Origin of the sequence: Lysinibacillus sp. FSL M8-0355 (genome assembly GCF_038008985.1) — a bacterium.
Taxonomy (GTDB): Bacteria; Bacillota; Bacilli; order Bacillales_A; family Planococcaceae; genus Lysinibacillus; species Lysinibacillus fusiformis_D.
In genome coordinates this window covers 614,179-633,797 of the sequence record NZ_JBBPAI010000001.1, presented here as the reverse complement: position 1 = coordinate 633,797, position 19,619 = coordinate 614,179, and the positions used below count along the sequence as shown (strand labels likewise).

Annotated in this window: 14 protein-coding genes and 1 riboswitch; of the genes, 6 read left to right on the top strand and 8 right to left on the bottom strand. The window is 35.4% G+C overall.

Going from position 1 to position 19,619, the window contains the following annotated elements:
- Nucleotides 1–321: 321 nt before the first annotated feature.
- Nucleotides 322–657 (top strand): helix-turn-helix domain-containing protein, encoded by a 336-nt coding sequence (locus MKY46_RS03005; protein ID WP_340833734.1) that lies wholly within the window; start codon nt 322–324, stop codon nt 655–657.
- Nucleotides 658–853: 196 nt separating this feature from the next.
- A riboswitch (cobalamin riboswitch) is annotated at nt 854–1,048 on the bottom strand.
- Nucleotides 1,049–1,092: 44 nt separating this feature from the next.
- Here MKY46_RS03005 and xerA (MKY46_RS03000) read toward each other — a convergent pair.
- The 7 genes from xerA (MKY46_RS03000) to MKY46_RS02970 form a co-directional block, all read right to left on the bottom strand.
- A complete protein-coding gene (gene xerA, locus MKY46_RS03000) occupies nt 1,093–1,929 on the bottom strand; it encodes a site-specific tyrosine recombinase/integron integrase (protein ID WP_340833733.1) in 837 nt (278 codons plus the stop codon).
- A 5-nt stretch (nt 1,930–1,934) separates the two neighbouring features.
- Nucleotides 1,935–3,833, bottom strand: a complete 1,899-nt coding sequence (locus tag MKY46_RS02995) for a tyrosine-type recombinase/integrase (RefSeq protein WP_230584866.1) — start codon at nt 3,831–3,833, stop codon at nt 1,935–1,937.
- 17 nt (nt 3,834–3,850) lie between these two features.
- Nucleotides 3,851–4,684, bottom strand: a complete 834-nt coding sequence (gene xerA, locus MKY46_RS02990) for a site-specific tyrosine recombinase/integron integrase (protein WP_036227525.1) — start codon at nt 4,682–4,684, stop codon at nt 3,851–3,853.
- A 5-nt stretch (nt 4,685–4,689) separates the two neighbouring features.
- Entirely contained in the window at nt 4,690–5,583 is an 894-nt protein-coding gene (locus tag MKY46_RS02985) for a tyrosine-type recombinase/integrase (RefSeq protein WP_036227522.1), read from the bottom strand.
- 472 nt (nt 5,584–6,055) lie between these two features.
- Nucleotides 6,056–6,235, bottom strand: coding sequence for a hypothetical protein (locus MKY46_RS02980; RefSeq protein ID WP_051998269.1), 180 nt, complete (start codon nt 6,233–6,235; stop codon nt 6,056–6,058).
- Between the two features lie 90 nt (nt 6,236–6,325).
- The gene (locus MKY46_RS02975; protein ID WP_340833729.1) at nt 6,326–6,547 is read right to left on the bottom strand and encodes a hypothetical protein; all 222 of its coding nucleotides are present in this window, start codon (nt 6,545–6,547) and stop codon (nt 6,326–6,328) included.
- 479 nt (nt 6,548–7,026) lie between these two features.
- Nucleotides 7,027–10,491 carry an S-layer homology domain-containing protein gene (locus tag MKY46_RS02970; protein WP_340833728.1) on the bottom strand — a complete coding sequence of 1,155 codons (3,465 nt, stop codon included), beginning with the start codon at nt 10,489–10,491 and terminating at the stop codon, nt 7,027–7,029.
- Nucleotides 10,492–11,120: 629 nt separating this feature from the next.
- Between MKY46_RS02970 and MKY46_RS02965 the strand changes: the two genes are divergently transcribed.
- The 5 genes from MKY46_RS02965 (at nt 11,121) to csaB (ending at nt 18,642) form a co-directional block, all read left to right on the top strand.
- On the top strand, nt 11,121–12,971 hold the full coding sequence (locus MKY46_RS02965) for an S-layer homology domain-containing protein (protein ID WP_340833726.1): 1,851 nt from the start codon (nt 11,121–11,123) through the stop codon (nt 12,969–12,971).
- A 364-nt stretch (nt 12,972–13,335) separates the two neighbouring features.
- Nucleotides 13,336–14,076: a WecB/TagA/CpsF family glycosyltransferase gene (locus MKY46_RS02960; RefSeq protein ID WP_036124308.1), complete on the top strand. Its 741-nt coding sequence runs from the start codon at nt 13,336–13,338 to the stop codon at nt 14,074–14,076.
- A complete protein-coding gene (locus MKY46_RS02955) occupies nt 14,073–15,629 on the top strand; it encodes a putative polysaccharide biosynthesis protein (RefSeq protein ID WP_101966460.1) in 1,557 nt (518 codons plus the stop codon). Before MKY46_RS02960 ends, MKY46_RS02955 begins: the two co-directional genes overlap by 4 nt.
- Nucleotides 15,630–15,649: 20 nt before the next feature.
- On the top strand, nt 15,650–17,563 hold the full coding sequence (locus MKY46_RS02950) for a DUF5693 family protein (RefSeq protein WP_340833724.1): 1,914 nt from the start codon (nt 15,650–15,652) through the stop codon (nt 17,561–17,563).
- A complete protein-coding gene (gene csaB, locus MKY46_RS02945) occupies nt 17,563–18,642 on the top strand; it encodes a polysaccharide pyruvyl transferase CsaB (RefSeq protein ID WP_340812548.1) in 1,080 nt (359 codons plus the stop codon). The genes MKY46_RS02950 and csaB overlap by 1 nt, the downstream gene beginning before the upstream one ends.
- A gap of 40 nt (nt 18,643–18,682) precedes the next feature.
- Here csaB and MKY46_RS02940 read toward each other — a convergent pair whose 3' ends face one another.
- A complete protein-coding gene (locus MKY46_RS02940) occupies nt 18,683–19,513 on the bottom strand; it encodes a flagellin N-terminal helical domain-containing protein (RefSeq protein WP_036124319.1) in 831 nt (276 codons plus the stop codon).
- Between the last annotated feature and the right edge of the window lie 106 nt (nt 19,514–19,619).

The window sequence follows — 19,619 nt, the reverse complement described above, 5'->3', positions numbered from 1 at the left end:
TTAACTAATGTTCATGTTATAGGTTTTCAAACAAAACCTATAATATTCACCTTATAAGGGGGAATTTCTTAATTACAGGAATTTGCTCCTTTTATAACAACAAATTTTTGCATCTCTAAACAAATAAAAGCGAAGACGCTATTTAAAGTCTCTTGGTCTCTATACCATGAAAAAGGACACTCTCCTATTTAAGGAAAACGCCCAATTGTTTAATAAACCTATGCTCTTATATTTAATATTTAATTGCATAGATTGAATAAAAATGTTATGGATGTTTAATATTGAATGATATGATATTTGTAGATAGGTGGAGAGTAGGATATGAAAACTAACGACATCGTAATAAGCAAAGTAATTAAATGGTTGAAAGCTGAGGATAAATCATATCAATGGCTAGCTGAACAATTAGGAGTAAGTAAATCACTTGTAGGACTTATGTTAAAAGGAGAACGTACTTTAAAATCAGATCGCATTGAACACTTTGCCAAGATAATGGGGATCACGACAAAAGAATTGGTTCATTCAGATACAATAACGGAAGGCCAATTAACTGTTAACTTGCTAGGTGAATTATCTAATCGTCACTCTAAGAGAGAATTGGATTATTTATTGTTTGCCATCAATGATTATCTTGGATTAAAAGAGCATTTCCAGTAGCTATCGAGATTAGGGGGATATTCAAGTGGCTATCGTTTTTTGGTAAGATGCTAGTTATAACTGACATAATTCATAGTTCTTCAACCAAAATAAAATAAGGATTCTAATTTGAATAGAGACCCTTTTTCCGGTTGTCACACTATGAGTATGATGCTGTAACCCGTCACACTCAACACCCCCTATCCTCGTAGGTTTTTGGTTGTACTAGACAAAGGCAGGTCTCCTGGCTTATGGTCATCACACATTTCCCCTTCCTATTTCGTCACATAACAATGTTTTTTTAAAATGTGCTCCTAATTACAGTTGCGGGACAGCACAGGATTTTAACCGTATTTAACTTTTAAATTAACTTAACTAATAATAAGTTTGTACCTTTATCTCTTTAAAGTAGTATACGTTATAAATTAGGGATAATAATTCTTTAAACTTGGATTGTTATATCCAATTATCATACATTTCTTTTCTAGCATGATTATATAATCTAGCATATAGCTGTGTTGAATGAGTAGTTTCATGTCCTAGCAATTGTTGAATACATTCAAGTGGCATTCCTCTTTCGGCAAGGTGAGCTGCAAAGGTATGACGTAACATATGAGGTGTTACTCTAAACCCCAATTGTTTTGAATAAAATTGGAAGAGAGTATTAATTTCTCTACTACGAATCATCCTTGTTTCCTTTTTATCGACAAAGACATAAGGTAATTTATCTGTTCGACTATTTAGATAGGTCTCCAAGTGTTGAGCACAATCAAGGTTAAATAATACAATCCTACTTCTATTTCCTTTGCCCTCCAAAATTTGAATGCTTCGTTCAGACCAGTTGATATCCTCTTTCTTTATCTTTACAAGTTCACTAATTCTTACCCCAGTTGCATAAAGTACTTCGATTATTGTTCTCTCATAAAGTCTTTCACACACATGCTCTAAGAGACAAGTAAGTTGTTTTTTACTTAAATAACGAGGCAAAGTTTCCGCCACTTTAGGGAATGGGATATCCTTAGCAGGATTTATAATAATCAATCCTTCATCAAAACAATATTGATAAAAAGTTTTTAACCCAATTAATTTGTTTTTTATAGAATTCTGTTTATATCCTTTTTCATTTAACACCATCATCCAGTGCCTAATATCCTTTTTGGTGATCATATTAAATGGTTTTTCCGTATAATCTTGTAATTGTTTAACAGATAGTTGATACCCTCTGATTGTTCGAGGAGCTAAACGATACATGTATTCTTCTTTAAATTTTTCGATAAATTCATTTATATCCATAGCCATCACCCCTTAAATTTTCGATATAGACTAATCAGTTTCCAATTAGGTAGACAAGCATATATTTTCGTTGTCTGGAGTTGTTTGTGTCCTAATTCATCTGCGATAAAAGAAAGATCAGCACCTTTCGTCAATAGCTCGGTTGCAAAGGTATGTCTAAACCGATGAGGATGTAGGGAACTCTTAATTTTCGCATCTATTCCTACTTGCTCCACTATTTTTTGCATTTGCCTAATACCTAGTCTAGTTCCCCTTTCGGAAATAAAAAGTGCAGGATGCTCATCTATATAAGATTCCAGCAACCGTTCTAATAAAATAGCACATGTTTCAGAAAAATGAACCTCCCTAATTTTCTTTCCTTTCCCCAATACTTGAGCCGTTCTGTTTTCTAAATCTATATCACTTTTATTCAACATGTTTACTTCACTGATTCGACAACCTGACGTAAGGAGCAGCTCTACCATAACCCTATTTCTAAGCTGATTTCTTTTCTCACATAACTGACGAACTTTAGCAATTTCTTCTTTTTCTAAAAACTTAGGAATAGATTTTGATTTTCGTGGAAACCATCTTTTCTTGATAGGCGACATATGGATATATCCCTCATCCACACAAAAATTATAAAAAGAAGAAAGAATTGTTAATTGCTTTTTAATTGTTGCTGCTTTTAATCCTTTTTGAAGTGGTATAAAACATTTTCGAATCTCCTCTGGTGTTAAAGATAAACAATTTTCGCGCTTATCTTTAAAGAATTTGTTGAGGAAAAAACGATATTGATAAATTGTTCCTGCACTTAAGTTTTCTAATTTCATGCTTAGTAAATATTCATTGATTATCTTTCTACTATCATTGTTAACAAACAAGTTACTTATTTCCCAGTATCTATTATTTTCCAACTTATCGTATTTATAAGGGATAGGTGACCTCTCTAAATATTTTTTTCTTACGCAAAATATATAGAACGAACGAAAGATACTCATATAATTATCTAACGTTTTTTCATTCTTCACACCTTTATAACTCTGAATCCAATTTTGAAAATCATAATTTTTAAGTAGTGTAAAATGGGTATCTGTATCCTTAAAGTAAGCTTGTAAAATAAATCTATATTCCTCGATGGTACGATGGCTCTTATTTTTGTGTTTTAGGTTAAGCAAGTACTCATTAATTTTTTTTCGATTTTCTATGTTGGGTAATCTAATTTGAATTAAAAAACCCTCATCATCTTGAAGGTTTCTATCTTTCCTTTTATTTCTCAGTGGAGGATTTTCTATAATTCTTGTTTCCCAACAAAAGTCATAGAAAGTTCTAAGTGCGCTAAGAATTCCACTTCCCGTTTTATCACTCCATAAATGTCCATTCTTTAAAAACCAATCTTCAATTTCTGTTATAGTAATATAAATAAATTCCTTTTTGAAATCCTTGAAAAATTGTTGTAAAAATACCCTTTTGCATATAATAGTACTTTTTCTTTTCCCAGAGTTTTTTAAATTAACCAAAAATTCATTTATAATATTTTGATTTTCTATGTTGGGTAAAATCATCTTTAACTCCCAATATCTACTTGGATGAGATACTGATTTTTCTTCATCTTGAAGTGGGGATTCTTCGATAAACCCTTCATTTTCACAAAAGAAATAAAATATTCGTAAGGTTGCTAAATAACAGCTAATGGTTCTCTTATTACAGCCCATTTGTTGATCTAAAAGCCAATTTGTTATATCCTCCAATGTTATACAATTATACACTTTATTACTTTTTCCAAAAAATCGCTGCAAAATACTACGTTGTCTTAAGATAGTTTGCTGACTTCTTTTTTTTCTTATTAGACTTAGTAAAAACAAGTTTATTATTTCAGTATTTTGAGAATTCAATAATCCTTTCTTTAATTTCCAGTACTCCATAAACTCACTCTCCCATTCTATGTTTGATATTGATCATATTGTTTTTTTCTCGCATGATTCATTAATCTAGTATATATTCTCGTACTATTGATATTGGCATGACCTAGCAAATCTTGTATATAGATAAATTCCATTCCCTTTTCTGCTAAATGAGCTGCAAAGGTATGTCTTAGAGTGTGGGGGGTGACTTTGAATCCCAGTTCTTTAGAATACTTTCTAAAGAACAGTTGTACTAAGTCACAGCTAATATGTTTACCTCTAGGACTGGAAAACAAAAAATCACTATTCTCGTACCGTACATGTAAATAATTTTTCAAACGTAAAGCACATTCATGACTGAAGAGTACAAAACGGTCCTTATTTCCTTTACCTTTACGAATCCATATTTGGCGTGTATCCCATTTTATATCTTCTAGTTTAATATTCAATAATTCATTAATTCTTACCCCAGTTGCATATAAGACCTCCACAATTGCACGTTCTCTTAAATTGTCCTTGGTTAACTCCTGAAGTAATGCTAATTGACGTTTGTTTAAATAGTACGGAAGTAAGTCTTCACTTTTTGGGGTTTTTACTTTCTTAGTGGGGTTATGATTAATCTTGTTTTCTTCGATACAATATTGATAAAATGATTTTAATGCTGTTAATTTCAGTTGAATACTACGTATTTTTAACCCTTTTTCACTTAGAGTTGCCAGCCAATTACGTATATCTTTTGCCCTTACTTCATCATACTTTTTTTCACTCTCCGAAAAAAATTGAGATAGTGAAATTTTATAAGAACGAATTGTTTCTGAGCTGAACTGATTACAATTATCATCATAGAAGGCTTGTAAAACTTCCTGATTCATAGAAATCACCCCATTATATTCTGATATTTTAATCTCTTATCTTCCGATGGTATTTGCGCATAGATACGTGTTGTATTCAAATCGGCATGCCCCATCTCATCCGCTATAAACTGAAGATCTGCGCCTCTTGCTAACAAATTGGTGGCAAATGTATGTCTACAGCAATGTGGATGAAAATTTTTTTCAAGTCCTGCTTGTTTCCCCACTTTTTTTAGAACACCTCTTATTCCACCATTTAAAAGACGGTCACCAAATTTATTCATGAATAGCGGCTCTTTTGGATCACACGTCCGAGCCTGTAAATAATTTTGTAATGCTATTGCACATTCTAAAGAAAAATGGATAGTTCTAATTTTATTACCTTTCCCTACTACTTCTGCTGTGTGTTTGTCCATATTAATATCTTTGATATTTAATGCTGACATTTCTGAGACACGGCAACCCGATGTAAGAAGAAATAAAATAATAGCCCTATCTCGAATTGATAATTGTTCAGAGATAAGTTTAATACGAGAAAACTCATACTCATCTAGAAAATTAGGAAGAGATTTTGGTAATTGAGGTCTCCAACGTTTTTTTATTATCATTCTTTCTATATATTCTTCATCAAAACAAAATTGAAAAAAGGAAGATAGTGTTGCAAGTACAAGCGCTATTGTATTCGGTTTTTTATCTACTGAAAATTCATTGATCCATTCTCTAACATCCTCTGAGGTCATATCCATCAAGGGAACCTTACATTCACGTAGGTAGCGTTCCAATATCCATTTATACTTAGTTATAGTTGCAACTGCTTTATTCTCTAACTTTAAACATAGAAGATACTCATTCAATATCGTTTTAGTTTTTGATGAGATACAAATATCAGTACTCTTCCAATATTCATCTATAATTTTCATTATCTCACCACCAATCTAATAGAAAATGATTTTATATATTAGAAATAGTATTACCCTATTTCATTGAAATTATTCTAAAGTATAAGGCGTTTCAGAACTAAATTAGTTAAATTGAGAATCTATTGAATTTATATAAAGAGAAGAAAAGTATTAATAAACATACAAAAAAGAGGCAATCAAATTATATGATTTCCTCTGAATTTCACTTTGGAAAGAAACAAATTCTAGGGAAATAAGTTTACTATTCATGAGTAAGAACGACCGGTTTGATCCCTTTTGTATAATTCAACAAAGCATTGGATCATGAAGATAGGGTACTTGTACAATAAATTTTTTAAAGGAACAGGGTTTTCATTTATTATTCGAAATTGTAGTTAGAAAGAAAACCCCATGAAATGCATAATGCAAGACACGGGGTTTCCATTTCCACTCATTTTACTGAATCAATCAGTTTATAGAGTAACGTTTAGTTTTATTTAGTAACTGTTACAGTTAATGGAGTTGATACGTTATCAACAGCATCTGTTACTGTAATAACAATATTATTAGCACCAGTTGATATTTTAGTGATATCAATTGGTAAAATCGCTTTATCAGCAGCTGCAGTTAACGACTGCGGTATCTTCGGTCTCCAACGCTTCTTCATAAGCATCGTATTTAAATATTCCTCAGCAAGGCAAAAGTTAAAAAAAGACGAAAGAGTAGAAATTACCTGATCTAATGATCTTTCTTTTTTTTTAATTTAATACAATTTTAACCAATTTAGAACATCATCAGATGTTAAGTCATCAATTGAAATAGAGCATTCCATTAGAAATTTTTCTAGTATTGAACGATATTTGGAAACAGTTACTTCAGCTTTATTTGCTAATTTTAAACTTAACAAATATTCATTCAGAATAATTCTCGTTTGTGGAGGAATGGCTTCTTGTGAGCTGACCCAATACTTTTTTGTCGTTTTCATAAAAGTAACCTCTCTTTCATGAATCTGTAATAAACTATTTTTATCTAGTATTTCTTTTTTTAAACGTCTAATTTTCATATTTTTTAATTATTGATTTTTCTAGTAAATTATCGAATTTGATTAAGTGTCAGATACCCTAATTTAAATTCCATTCTGAACTGTATTAAATTGTTCGAATTTAATCCTGTTAATGGCTGACATTCGATCTTCCAATAAGAAAAGCTCCATAGAGATTTCTCATCATGGAGCATTTCAACAGTTCCATCTTCAGTTGGACATCCGAAGCAATAATATTTTGAGTAACAGTTAAAACATAACTGACGTAAAAAACACTGCATTCAAATCATGATAGGTATCTTCTTGAAACGGAAAAACCGTCACGATGTTCCTTTATATTTCGTAAAAAAACAAAAAGAAAAGCCCTAAGGAGATCTCTCTCCCTAGGGCTTAATTTTAATCAATTATTTAATTATTAAAAATTATTGACCAGAAATAACGATGTCTAATGTGCCTGTTTTAGTAGAACCATCTGCAGCAGTTGCAGTTACAGTTACAGTTCCATCAGCTTTTGCAGTTAATAAACCATTAGCATCAATAGAAGCTTTAGTTGTATCATTTACAGACCAAACTACAGCAGCATTTGTTGCGTTCGTTGGAACTACAGTAGCAGTCAATTGTAATGTGCCATCTTTATCTGTAATTGTAGTTGCAGTACCTGTTACAGTGATACCAGTTACAAGTACAGGAGCATCAACAACAGTAGTTGTTGTAGCAGGACTTACATTACCAGCAGCATCAGTTGCATTTACAGTTAATACTGTATTAGCAGCTTGAGCTACGATAGCAACTGAGAATGCACCTGTTGTTGCATCCGCTTTAGCTGAACCAAGAACAGTACCAGCTGCATTTTTAACAGTTACAGTTGAACCTGCTTCTGCAGTTCCTGTTACAGCAGTTGCACCAGCAAGAACTGTAGTTACAGCTGGAGCATTTGGAGCAGCAGTATCTCCACCTAATTCTACAGCAGTTTCAGCGATATCCTTAATTGTATTAGGCTTTAATGCACGGTCAGTTACAAAACGAACATCTTTATTAGTAGAAATAGTTGCAGCTACAACTGGCTTTTCTAAAGTAAGGATTAGTTCATTCTCTGCACCATTAGCAATACTTTCAATTTTTACATCTTTCGTAGTGCTACCATCGTTTTCTTTTACGATGAAATCTGTTAATGCATGTGTAAGATCAGCTGATTTAACTTGAACGGCTTCATTAAATGTAATTTTAATTTTTTTGCCTGTTTTGTCCGCTGCAACAATATCACCTTTTACAGTTGGTTTAATTTCATCTGTAATATCCTTAGCTGGAATATTTTTAGCGATTTTTTCACCTAAAATATCAACAGTGTTAGGATTTTCAGCAACTTTAAGTTGTAATAAAGTTTTAGTTGGTTCTGTACCTTTTTTCACATCTTCTGGTAATTCATCTTTTAATGTGAATGTAGCAGTTTTTCCATCAGTAGAAAGTTCAGCATAAGAAATTCCATAACCATCGATCGTGAAGTCATTTTGGTTTAAAGATTGAATTGCATTATCAAATTCAACTTCTACTTTCTTTGTTTCCAATGCTGTTACAGATTTAATGCTTGTAGCAACTTGATCTTCCACTACACCAGGAGCTTTATAGCCTTCTAAGTAGTTTCCAGCTAAATCTTTTACTAATTGAACTGTAAAATCAATTTTATCTTTTGCTGGAAGCGTATCATTAAAGCTTAAGATTACACCTTTAGAATCTGAAGTAAGATCAAATGAAGTTGGTTTTAAAGCTTTATTGTTATTAGATTTATCTTTAATAGTATATTTTTCATCTTCTACTACTGATCCATCACCACTTGTAGCCATTGCTTCATTGAACTGAACGTAAAGTTGTTTGTCATTTAAACGTACAACCTTCTTAAGTGTTGGTGGAGTAACATCTTTAATTGTTAAAGTTGTTGTGTATGGAAGCATTACATTTGTCAATGTAGTGTTATCAGCTACACCAGTTACACTTAATGTGTAGTCAGCATTATCTTTTAATGAATTTAATACAGTGATAGTTACTTCTTTTTTATCTTTTAAAGTAACAGTATTAGAAATCGGTTGTACTTTACCATCTTTATCTTTAATCACATAGTTAGCAGCTTTCGTAGCTGTTTTTTCATCTAGTGTTTTTGTAAATTTGATAACAATTTGTTTAGCGTTATCTTTATTAATGTTTGCACTAATAATTTCTGGACGAGTTTGATCGACAACAGGAGTTACTTGAATTTTTGTATCTTTATCAATTACGTTACCAGAGTAATCTTTTACATTAGTAACATATAAATCTGTTGTGTAAACAAGTTTATTTGTACCATCGAATGTGAATTCAAAAGTATCATCAGTAAGTTGTTTTACAGATGAAGCTTGTTTTTTAGTTCCACCTTGCATCCAGTAGATGTTTGAAGCAAATACTTGCTCTACAGGCTCAGAGAATTTAAGAACTACTTTCTCAAATGAAGCACTTACAACTGAAGTTACAGTTGGAGCAGTTTTATCTTCAACAACGTTGAATTTAGTGTCTGCTTGAACTGTTTTAAAGTTGTTGTAATCTTGAGTACCTTCAGTAGTTAGAGTGTGCTCTCCATCTGTTAAAGCAGAAGATAATTTAATGATTACAGTGTTTAAGTTCGTTTGGATATTACCTGCAACTGTTTTACCATCAATTTTGAATTGTGATGTTTGAGCTGGTTTTACTGGTTCGCTGAAGTGTACGCGAATAGTTTTGTTACCTAAAGCTTCTACTTTAGATACAGTTGGTACTGTATTGTCAAGAGGCTTGAATTTTAAATCTTTAGCATTGATAACTTTATCGCCAGCTTTAATGTTGTTTACAGATAATTTATATTCAACTTGGTTCTCAAGTTTGTCTTTAACGTTTAAAGTTACAGAGCGACCATCTTCTGCAACGATTACTGAATCAACTGTAGGAGAGCCAGTACCTGTAAGAGCATAGTTACCTTCTTCAGCAGCTGTAGATGGATCAACTTTACCGTCAAATTCTACTACTACTTGTTTAAGGTTAGTTGCAGATACAGATTTAACTGCAGTAGCTGTAGTTACAACATAAGTAACTTTAGCTGTGTACTCAACGTCTTTGATTTTGAAAGTAACTTCTGTTTCTTTGTTAGGCTCTAGAGCTTTTTCTAAAGTAACAGTTTCTTTAGTACCGTCAGTTAAAGTAACGTTTAAAGTTTTAGCGTCAACTACTTCGATTTTGTCAACTTTTGGAGTTGCATCTACAGTATCAAGTGTACGTGAGAATACAACTGCGAAGTCTTGGCGAGTAATTGAAGCATTTGGGTTTAAGTTTGTTTTACCATTTGCTTCTGAACCTTTGATAACGCCGTTTGCTACTGCGATTTCAAGGTAAGATTTAGCCCATGATTTAACAGTTGAAGCGTCAGCGAATTGACCTAGATCTGCTTCACCTTCTAATTCGAAAGCTTCAACAAGAATTTTAGCTGCTTCTGAACGAGTTAATTGTTTGTTAGGAGCAAATTCAGTTGCGCTTACACCTTCAAAGATTCCGTATTCTACAGTTGCAGCGATTGCATCGTAGTACCAAGCGTCAGCTTTTACGTCTTTGAAGTCTACAGAACCTTCAGCTTCTAATTCTAGAGCATTTGCGAAGATTGTTGCAGCTTGTGCACGAGTAATTGTGCTAGTTGGGTTGAAGTTGCCGTTAGCATCTCCTTGAATTACACCACTGTCAACTAAAGCTTGAACTGCCTCTTTAGCGTACCCTGAAACTTTATCGAAATCATTTAATTGTGCTGCAGATGCTACAGGAACGATTGCTGATGCAACTAATGCAGCTGTTGCAGATGCCGCGAAAAACTTACGGCCTTTGTTTTGCTTTGCCATTATTTGTATTCCTCCCTAATATTCCTAAAAATTGATATTATTCCAATGAAAACTATAGTACCACCATAATTAGTTGCCTAAATTTATGTATTATAGCTTTCCTGAATAATTCAAAACTAAAGCAAATTTTCTTAGTAAAGTTACTAGAAAAAGAGTAGTAGAATACCATTCTAGTAAGCTTATTCACTTTCTACAATAATATAACACTCTTTTTTCCATAATTCAAGCACTGGGACATAAATTTAGTTATAGAAGATTTTTTTACCATACCTAGTGTGGTATTTTATAGAAACTCAAAATCTCCCATCTATTTATCCCCTTATTTGGATTGGTAACATATAGTTCCATTACCTATTATACCTGACTCTCCTTAATAACCAAGTGTTTTCTAGAATGGTTACTAAATTGTCAAAAATTAAAGACTCCCGTAATAATTTAGTAATAATTGTAAAGCTACAGTAATACATTTTGTACTTTTCTGTAAAATCCAGACTTTTCAAGAGTTTCTACTATATTAATGAAAAGCAGTCTCTATCTGTCCTCATGTTGTAATGATAGATTGGCTATTTTTATGCTACACTTTTGATAGTTTGATAGAACATCATCAGCTATTGAAGGGAGCTAAAAAAATGAAACGTAAATTTCCTCTTTATGGGGCCGTGCTTGCCGGAATGTTATATCTGGCGCCTACTTCCGCTTCAGCAGAAGATCTTTCGAAGCACTGGGCCTACCATGAAATGAACTATCTTATTACCAACGATTTAATGAAAGGTGATGAATTCGGCAATTATCGTCCGAATGATGCTGTTACTCGTGCTGAGTTTGCTGCATTTCTAGTTAGAACACTTAATCTACCAGTTGCTTCTAGTAATGCAACCTTCTCAGATGTTAAGAAGGGTGACTGGTATTACGGGGTCATCGAACAGGCAAGCTATCACGGACTGATCAAAGGTGATGAGCAAGGTAAGTTTAACCCGAATGATCATATTAACCGTCAGGAAATGGCGGCTATGTTAAAAAGGGCTCTCCATTACCAAAACATCAACACAACTTCCTCCCCTATTACGTTTAGTGATAATGCTCGTATTGCCAAATGGGCCTATGCAGATGTACAAGCTGTCGTCACGACAGGACTACTTGTCGGGAAGCCTAATAATCAATTTGCACCTCTTGCCCAAACAACTCGTGCCGAGGCAGCTACTGTGCTCTATCGTTTAATCCATTTGGAAACACCTGAAACAGGTGGTAAGCAATACACTACGACGAACTACTCACACGATTACTCAACGGTGGTACGTAATCAGGCGAAGAATAATCCAAAGGTCGATGGTGCAGGCATTTTCACGGCTAGCGAGGCACTAGTGTCATACTATGTGCACCCAAAAAGCTTTATGCAGGATAGCCCATCTTATTATCAATTTTTAAAATTATCTACTGTGGTGAATAACCTTAGTGCAAAGGAACTGAATGATAAGGTACTTGCGAATAAAGGAAGCTTAGCGAATACAGCTGATGCCTTTATAAAGGCGGGTGTCGATAACAATGTCAATGCCATTTATTTGGTGTCCCATGCCTTACATGAAACAGCCAATGGTGGCTCTTCACTCATTAAAGGTATCGAGGTTGGTTTAGATACTAATGGTAAACCGATGATGGTGACCGCAGAAAATCGTGAAAAATTAACAGCGATTAAGAAAACTTACAATGCTTATGGTATTGGTGCTATTGATGCAGACGCTAATAAGTATGGTGCTGAGCGTGCCTATGCAAATGGTTGGTTTACTGTTGAGGATGCTATTATTGGTGGTGCTCAATTTGTAAAGGATCAGTATATTAGCAAGGGGCAAGACACATTGTATAAAATGCGTTGGAATCCTGAAAATCCAACCGTTCACCAATATGCTACGCATGTGATGTGGGCAGTCATTCAAGCAAAAAAGATTTATGACATCTACGAATTAATTGGTGCTCATACAACAACTAATTTGGTGTTTGATGTACCTGCTTATCAAAGTCAGTCTTCCGCGCCATCATTACCAAGCCCAACGAAGCAATATGCGTTGGATTTAGGTTTAGCTGGAGCAACAGGCAAGGCTACGATTAATCTCAATATGAGAACATACCCGACTACAACTGATAATGCTTCAATCATTACGAATTTACCAAAGGATACATCCTTTAAAGTCCTTGGCGAAAATGGTGGCTGGTTCAAAGTAAGTGTTAATGGACAAGAAGGCTGGGTATTTGATGATTATGTCATGCTTGAAAATGGTCTACAGATTGTTAACATGAATATCACGCTCAATGTCAGAAGTGAACCTTCCACTACAAGCGCTATTTTAGGCACAGTGAAACCGAATGGCTTTATTATTGGTGAAGTCGATGACAAAGGTGAGTTCATAAAAAATGGTGCTTGGTATCAGGTAATCTACAACGGTAAAACTGGCTGGGTGCATGGTGATTATATTGTAAAAAAATGATTCGATTGCGATCATCTAAAAAAGAGTGCGACATTGCTGCGCACTCTTTTTATTGTTCATTTTTGTCCTACTATTTGATCGCTATATAATAGAAGAAACTCGAAATTATATGTTAGGATTATGAAAAAATTCTCCTAAAATTTAGTACAATTTTATGCTTATTCAGCTGTTTCATCGATCATGCTAAGTAATAGGCGCTACTCGACTATGACTATCGACATCCCTTTCCGCTTTCATTCCCTTGTCTGAGATATACCCTCTTCCATAACGACTAAACCCCTATACGAAAATTTCCTGTCAATATTGCTTTTATGGTATGATAGATTGCAGTGAAAAAGGAATTACAGAAAGGTTTGAACACTATATGAGGCATGTAACAATTATGGGCGTACCCTTTTTACATATTAATCAGCAAGGGTTTGTTGATTTACTCGTTCATCGTATTGAACAGCAAGAAAAGACTTTCGTTGTAACAGCCAATCCAGAAGTTGTTATGCAGGCAAATGAAAATGCCACTGTAATGAATTATTTACAGCAGGCGACCTACATTTGTGCGGATGGCATTGGTGTCGTTAAAGCTGCACAAATCCTTGGTGAATCACTGCCAGAGCGTGTAACAGGCTATGATACGATGGTACAGCTGCTGGAAGTAGGTCAGCAGAAGCGTTTTAAAATTTATTTATTAGGTGCACAAAAAGAAACAATCGAAAAGACGGTTGCGAATATTCATAAAAACTACCCGAATGTTGATGTCGTTGGTTATCATGATGGTTACTTCGACTGGAATAATAATGATTTTGCAAATGAAATCGCGACATTACAGCCTGATCTCGTGTTTGTAGCATTAGGTGTTCCAAGACAGGAAAAATGGATTACAGAAAATCTGGATAAGTTTTCAAAGGGTGTATTTATCGGTGTAGGTGGTTCCTTCGATGTGATCGCTGGCACTGTAAAGCGTGCACCAGTCATTTGGCAAAAGTTAAACCTGGAGTGGCTCTACCGAGTGCTGCGTCAGCCAAGTCGTTTTGGCAGAATGCTCGTTCTCCCTCGCTTTGCTTTAAAGGTTTTTGCATTAAAGCTTAAAGGTCAGGGCAAAACAAAATGAGTCAGTCAACCTTTGTCAAAAGTACGCTTATCTTAACAATTGCAACATTACTTTCTAAAGTAATCGGTAGTATTTTCCGTATACCGCTGCAAAATATTGCTGGTGATGAAGTACTCGGTATCTTTAGTCTTGTCTATCCTGTCTATATGGTGGCACTGTATTTATCCGTTGCCGGTATCCCTATCGCTATTTCTAAGCTGATTGCGGAAGCTAGGACGAGTATGGATACTGCCAAAATTAAGAAAATTTATGTGACTGCAAGAATCCTTGCATTATCCTTTGGCGTCATTAGTTTTACAATCATTTACGGCTTTTCAGAGCAGATAGCGAATGCACTTGGCGGCCCTTCAACGGAGATTGCATTAATCATTGTAGCCCTAACACTACTCGTTGCTCCCTATATGGCTGTCTATCGAGGATTTTTCCAAGGCTTTGGGGATATGCGACCTACTGCCATCTCACAAGTGATTGAGCAATTAGTACGTGTCGCTTTAATTTTAATTGTTGCGTATTTCTTAGTTGCGATGGATTATTCAAATGATATCGTAGCTGGTGGTATTATGGCAGGTTCTGTATTAGGTGCACTTGGATCACTTTTCTATTTACTCTTTAAATATTTCCGTTCTTCGGTAAAAGTGACGAGCAAGGAGAAATATTCTAGTAAGGATTTTTCCACATACAGTAAAACCATTTTAAAAATCTCCATACCCATTGCAATTGGTTCTGTAACAATGGCGCTTTTTAATTTCGTTGACTCCTTCACGGTCACATATGGCTTAAGAAATGCTGGAGCAGATGCAAGTGAGATTAGCTTCCTTTACGGGATTTATGGTCGAGGACTGACATTAGTTCAAATCACAACGGTTTTCGCTTCTTCAATTATCTTACCACTTGTGCCGCTGATTACAACGAAGCTAGCAGAACGTAAATTGAATGAAACACGCAGTATTATTGAACGAACACATCGTATGACACATCTTATTTCTTGGCCAGCTGCTATCGGGTTGCTAGCCTTAACCTTGCCTTTAAATCTAGCACTTTTCAAAGACTTAGAGGGAAGCTTAATGTTAGCCATCATTAACCTTAGCTCCGTCTTTACATCCCTGACACTACTTGGAACAGGTATTTTACAGGGCATGAATGCTGCCAAAACAGGAGCCATCATTATTTTGAGTGGAGTTGTCCTTAAGGTGTTTGCGAACATCTTCTTTATTCAAGAATTCGGTTTAGATGGTGCTGCGTATGCAACGTTGTTGGTGTACTTAGTGTTATTTATTGTGAATTCTGTCTTTATTTATCGTATGATTCGCTTCACTGTTCTTGGAAAAGATACGGTAAAAATGATTGTGTCTTCCATCGTAATGGGGGCAGCTGTTGGTTTACCAACGCTTTGGCTTGATTTTACACATTGGTCTCGAATGTTGGCGATGGGTTATCTAACTGTTGCAATTATAGTGGGAGGAGCTCTTTATTTCCTTCTTCTATGGATGATGAAAGCAATCCATAAACAAGATTTAAAGAAAATCCCTGTTATCGGAAAAAGATTTTCATAATTAAGAGAGGTAGGACACTTATGTCGAAACAGAAATGGCTTTGGGGAATCATTGTTCTTTTACTCATCGTTTCCTCCACAGGTATGATGATGAGGTGGAATGCTGAGCAATCGAATAATGCTTATGAAATTGTCATTCCCTATCATGAAATACAAACCGCAGAAAAAAATAGCGATTTAACAATGGAAGAAATCCTTTCCTCCTTAAAGGATGCTGGACTGAATACGGTAAGTCTAGAGCCTTTAACATTAAAGGAAATGGAAAAACAAAACTTAATTACGGTTTATAAAGAAAGCGAATTAGCAGCGCAATTATTATTTACACCTTATAAAGATGCTGTTGATATCACTAAGGGTGGCTATTATATTCGAGTGCCTGAAAATGAAAGTTATCAGAAGCTTATCATGGAAAGCATGGAACCAGAGGAAGTACTAATAGGAGAAGAAGCTTTTTATTTCCTCCCTGCTTCTAACCACAATTTTGATTTAAAAACACCAATTGGCTACGATCAGCCTGCAATTGATATGATTAGTAAGCATGGACTAGCCCACATCTTTAAAGTGGAAAATGCAGATAATGAAGTAGCTAATGAAAAAATAGTAAATCAATTACTAGCGTTAAAAGATGCTTCTGCTGGTCGTTTGCTTGGCCAAGGCGATGAAGCCATTGGATTTGGACAAGAAGATGGCAATCAATTAGTTGAAAAATTAAGTGACGCTGGCTATTACTTCTACACAATTGAAAGCAACCCGCTCAAAGGCGAAAGTAAAATCGCTCAAATGACGGATTATCATATGATTCGTTTGCATAGTATCAATGTCAACAGAGAAACAAAATTAAAGTTAAATGCAAGTATTGACCGTACAACACGAGCTGTCAAAGAGCGTAATATTCGCTCCATCTTCTATCATATTAAAACAACAGGCAATGCCAAAGATAATATAGAAGACACGATTGAATACTTAAATGGTGTTCATGAGACAATGCCCGATCATTTCCAACCAGGTGAACCAAAGCTATTTGATAAAGTTGCCGTTCCAGCATGGGTCACAGCAACCGTATTATTAGCAGGTATTTTATTTACCTTTATCGTTTCAGAGTTAGTAAAATGGATGCCTCTTCGTTTAGCGGCAGCTGGCTTTATGGCGTTACTAGCTATTGCGTACTTTATTCTAAAAAGTACTCTATTCTTACAAGCTTTTGCACTAATTATTGCAGTCCTTGCACCAACCTATGCAGTCATCAAATCGGCGCAAGGCTCTACGAAAATGTCTAAAATCTTGGTGCAATATGTGAAGGCTGTAGCGATTAGCCTTATTGGGATTATCATTGTCATTGGCTTATTGAATGGTAATGCCTTTATGACAGGCTTTGCTGTATTTAAAGGAGTTAAGCTTGTTTATCTCATTCCAATTATGGGTGTATTATTATTTACTGTAATTGAGATCAACCGACTAGCTGAGCAAAACATCAAAAAATCTTTATCGAATACCGTCACATTATTAAACAAAGAACTAAAATATTGGCATGTGCTATTACTAGTAGTTGTCGCAGGTATCGGTTTATTTTACATTAGCCGTACAGGTAACTCTGGCTCTGTCAGTGATATGGAATTAGCCTTTAGACAATGGCTCGAAAATACATTGTATGTTCGACCAAGAACGAAGGAATTTTTAATTGGTTTCCCATTCTTTATTTTAGCGTTATATGTAATGGGGATTAATCGCAAATGGGGTAGTATCCTACTTGTACCAGGTGTTATCGGATTCCTATCTATCGTCAATACATTTACCCACCTACACATCCCAGTAGCTGTTTCTGTCTTGCGTACACTATACAGCGTATCTCTTGGCCTTGTAGTAGGACTAGTGTTTATCTTCATCTTCAAAATTGGTTATCGTTGGGTTTCTAAGGCAATCGCGAGGTGGTCATAATGCACGTTGTGTTATCTGGCTATTATGGATTTGATAATGTTGGCGATGATGCCATCCTGCTGTCCATTATCCACTCTCTAAAAAAGTGGCAGCATGATATAGAAATCACGGTATTATCCAATAATCCAGCAGCTACTGAGCAAACATACGGTGTCAAAGCCGTGAATCGTTGGAAAATGAAAGAAATACGCCAATTGCTTAAAAGGGCAGATGGACTTATCAGCGGTGGCGGTAGCCTTATGCAGGATCAAACAGGAATGAAAACCATTCCTTACTATGCGGGCGTTATCCAAATAGCAAAATGGTTGAAAAAACCAGTATTTGTTTACGCCCAAGGCATGGGCCCGATTAATCACTCTCTAAGTAAATTCATTGTTCGCTCTGTCTTTAATAAGGTAGAGCAAATTACAGTCCGAGATAAAGCCTCTCAATCTCTTCTAACAGAGATTGGTGTGCGAAAAGAGGCTAAGCTTGTGCCAGACCCTGTTATGGGACTTAACGGCAGTGACTTTCATAGTGAATGGCTCGAAAGTGTCACATTATCAGCAGATAGCTATATCTCTGTAAGTGTGCGTGACTGGCCATCCGCCATAGCGTACAAAGAAAAAATTGCGCATAGCCTAGACGAATTAGTGCGTCAAGGTGAGCAAATTGTCTTCTTACCTATGCATGGTGAGCATGATTTAAAAACATCACAGGAAGTAGCTGCACTAATGAAGGAGAAAAGTTTGATTGCGCCAGCCGATTTATCCATAGAGGAGAAAATCGCAGTAATTGGACAATCTCAATTATTAATTGGGATGCGACTACATTCTCTCATTTTTTCTGCAATCTATGCGACTCCTTTTATCGCCATCTCGTACGATCCAAAAATCGATGCGTTTGCTGACATTGTCAGTCAACCAGTTATTGGTCATGTCGAAGCAGATGATTGGAACGGTGTGACATTGTTTGAACAAGCCGTCACAATCCTTGAATCATTTACGACGGTTCAAGAAAATATGCGTCAGGCTATCATACCCTTACAAAATGAAGCAACAGCAACGGCGAAATTAGCCATTGAGGTTTTTTCACAATAAACATGAAAAAATGATGAATTTCAATTAATATTGAAATTCATCATTTTTTTCCGATTTCTAATAATTTTAAAACAGACTGTGCTTGCTGCATATGCATAGCTAAGACATATTGACTGGCCTGCATCAAAATTTGAGCCTTCACCATATTCATCATCTCTTTAGCGATATCTGCATCTCGAATACGAGACTCTGCCGCTTGTAAATTTTCTGCGGTGTTAACATTAGCATTATAAGCATGTTCCAAACGATTTTGGTACGCTCCTAGACGAGAACGCTCATTAGATACACGTTTTAAAGCCTCATCCATTGAAGAAATGGCTTTATCCGCATCCTCACGAGTAGCAATGGACACATCCTTCAAACCGAGTGCTTCAGAGCCCATACCATTGATAAATAATTCTATATGCTGCCCTGCATTGGCCCCTGCCTGAATTTTAATGCTATTTGTCTCATGATCTCCATTGAGTAATGTCTTCGTATTAAATTCTGTATCCGTAGAGAGTCGCTGAATTTCCTTCTTTAATTCTTGGAACTCCAGCTCTAATTTTTCACGATCATCATCGGTTAATGTGTCATTGGCTGCCTCCACTGCTAATTCACGCATGCGCTGAATCATCGCATGTGTCTCATTCAGTGCCCCCTCTGCTGTCTGCACGAGAGAAATGCCGTCCTGTATATTTTTAGCCGCCATATTCAATCCCCGAATTTGAGAACGCATTTTTTCAGAAATCGCCAATCCAGCTGGATCATCCGCTGCACTATTGATTCGATACCCCGACGAAATGCGTAGCATAGCTTTACTCATCGCACTTTGATGCCGATTCATATTATTCAGGATCGACATCCCCGTAGCTGACCACTTACCAAGCATGCTTTCACCACCTTCTTAATATGTATATCGGCCTATTCTCTATTCTATTAATCACCATTATGGGAATCGTTGCTAATTTTTTATGTATTATTAACAATTTATAGGT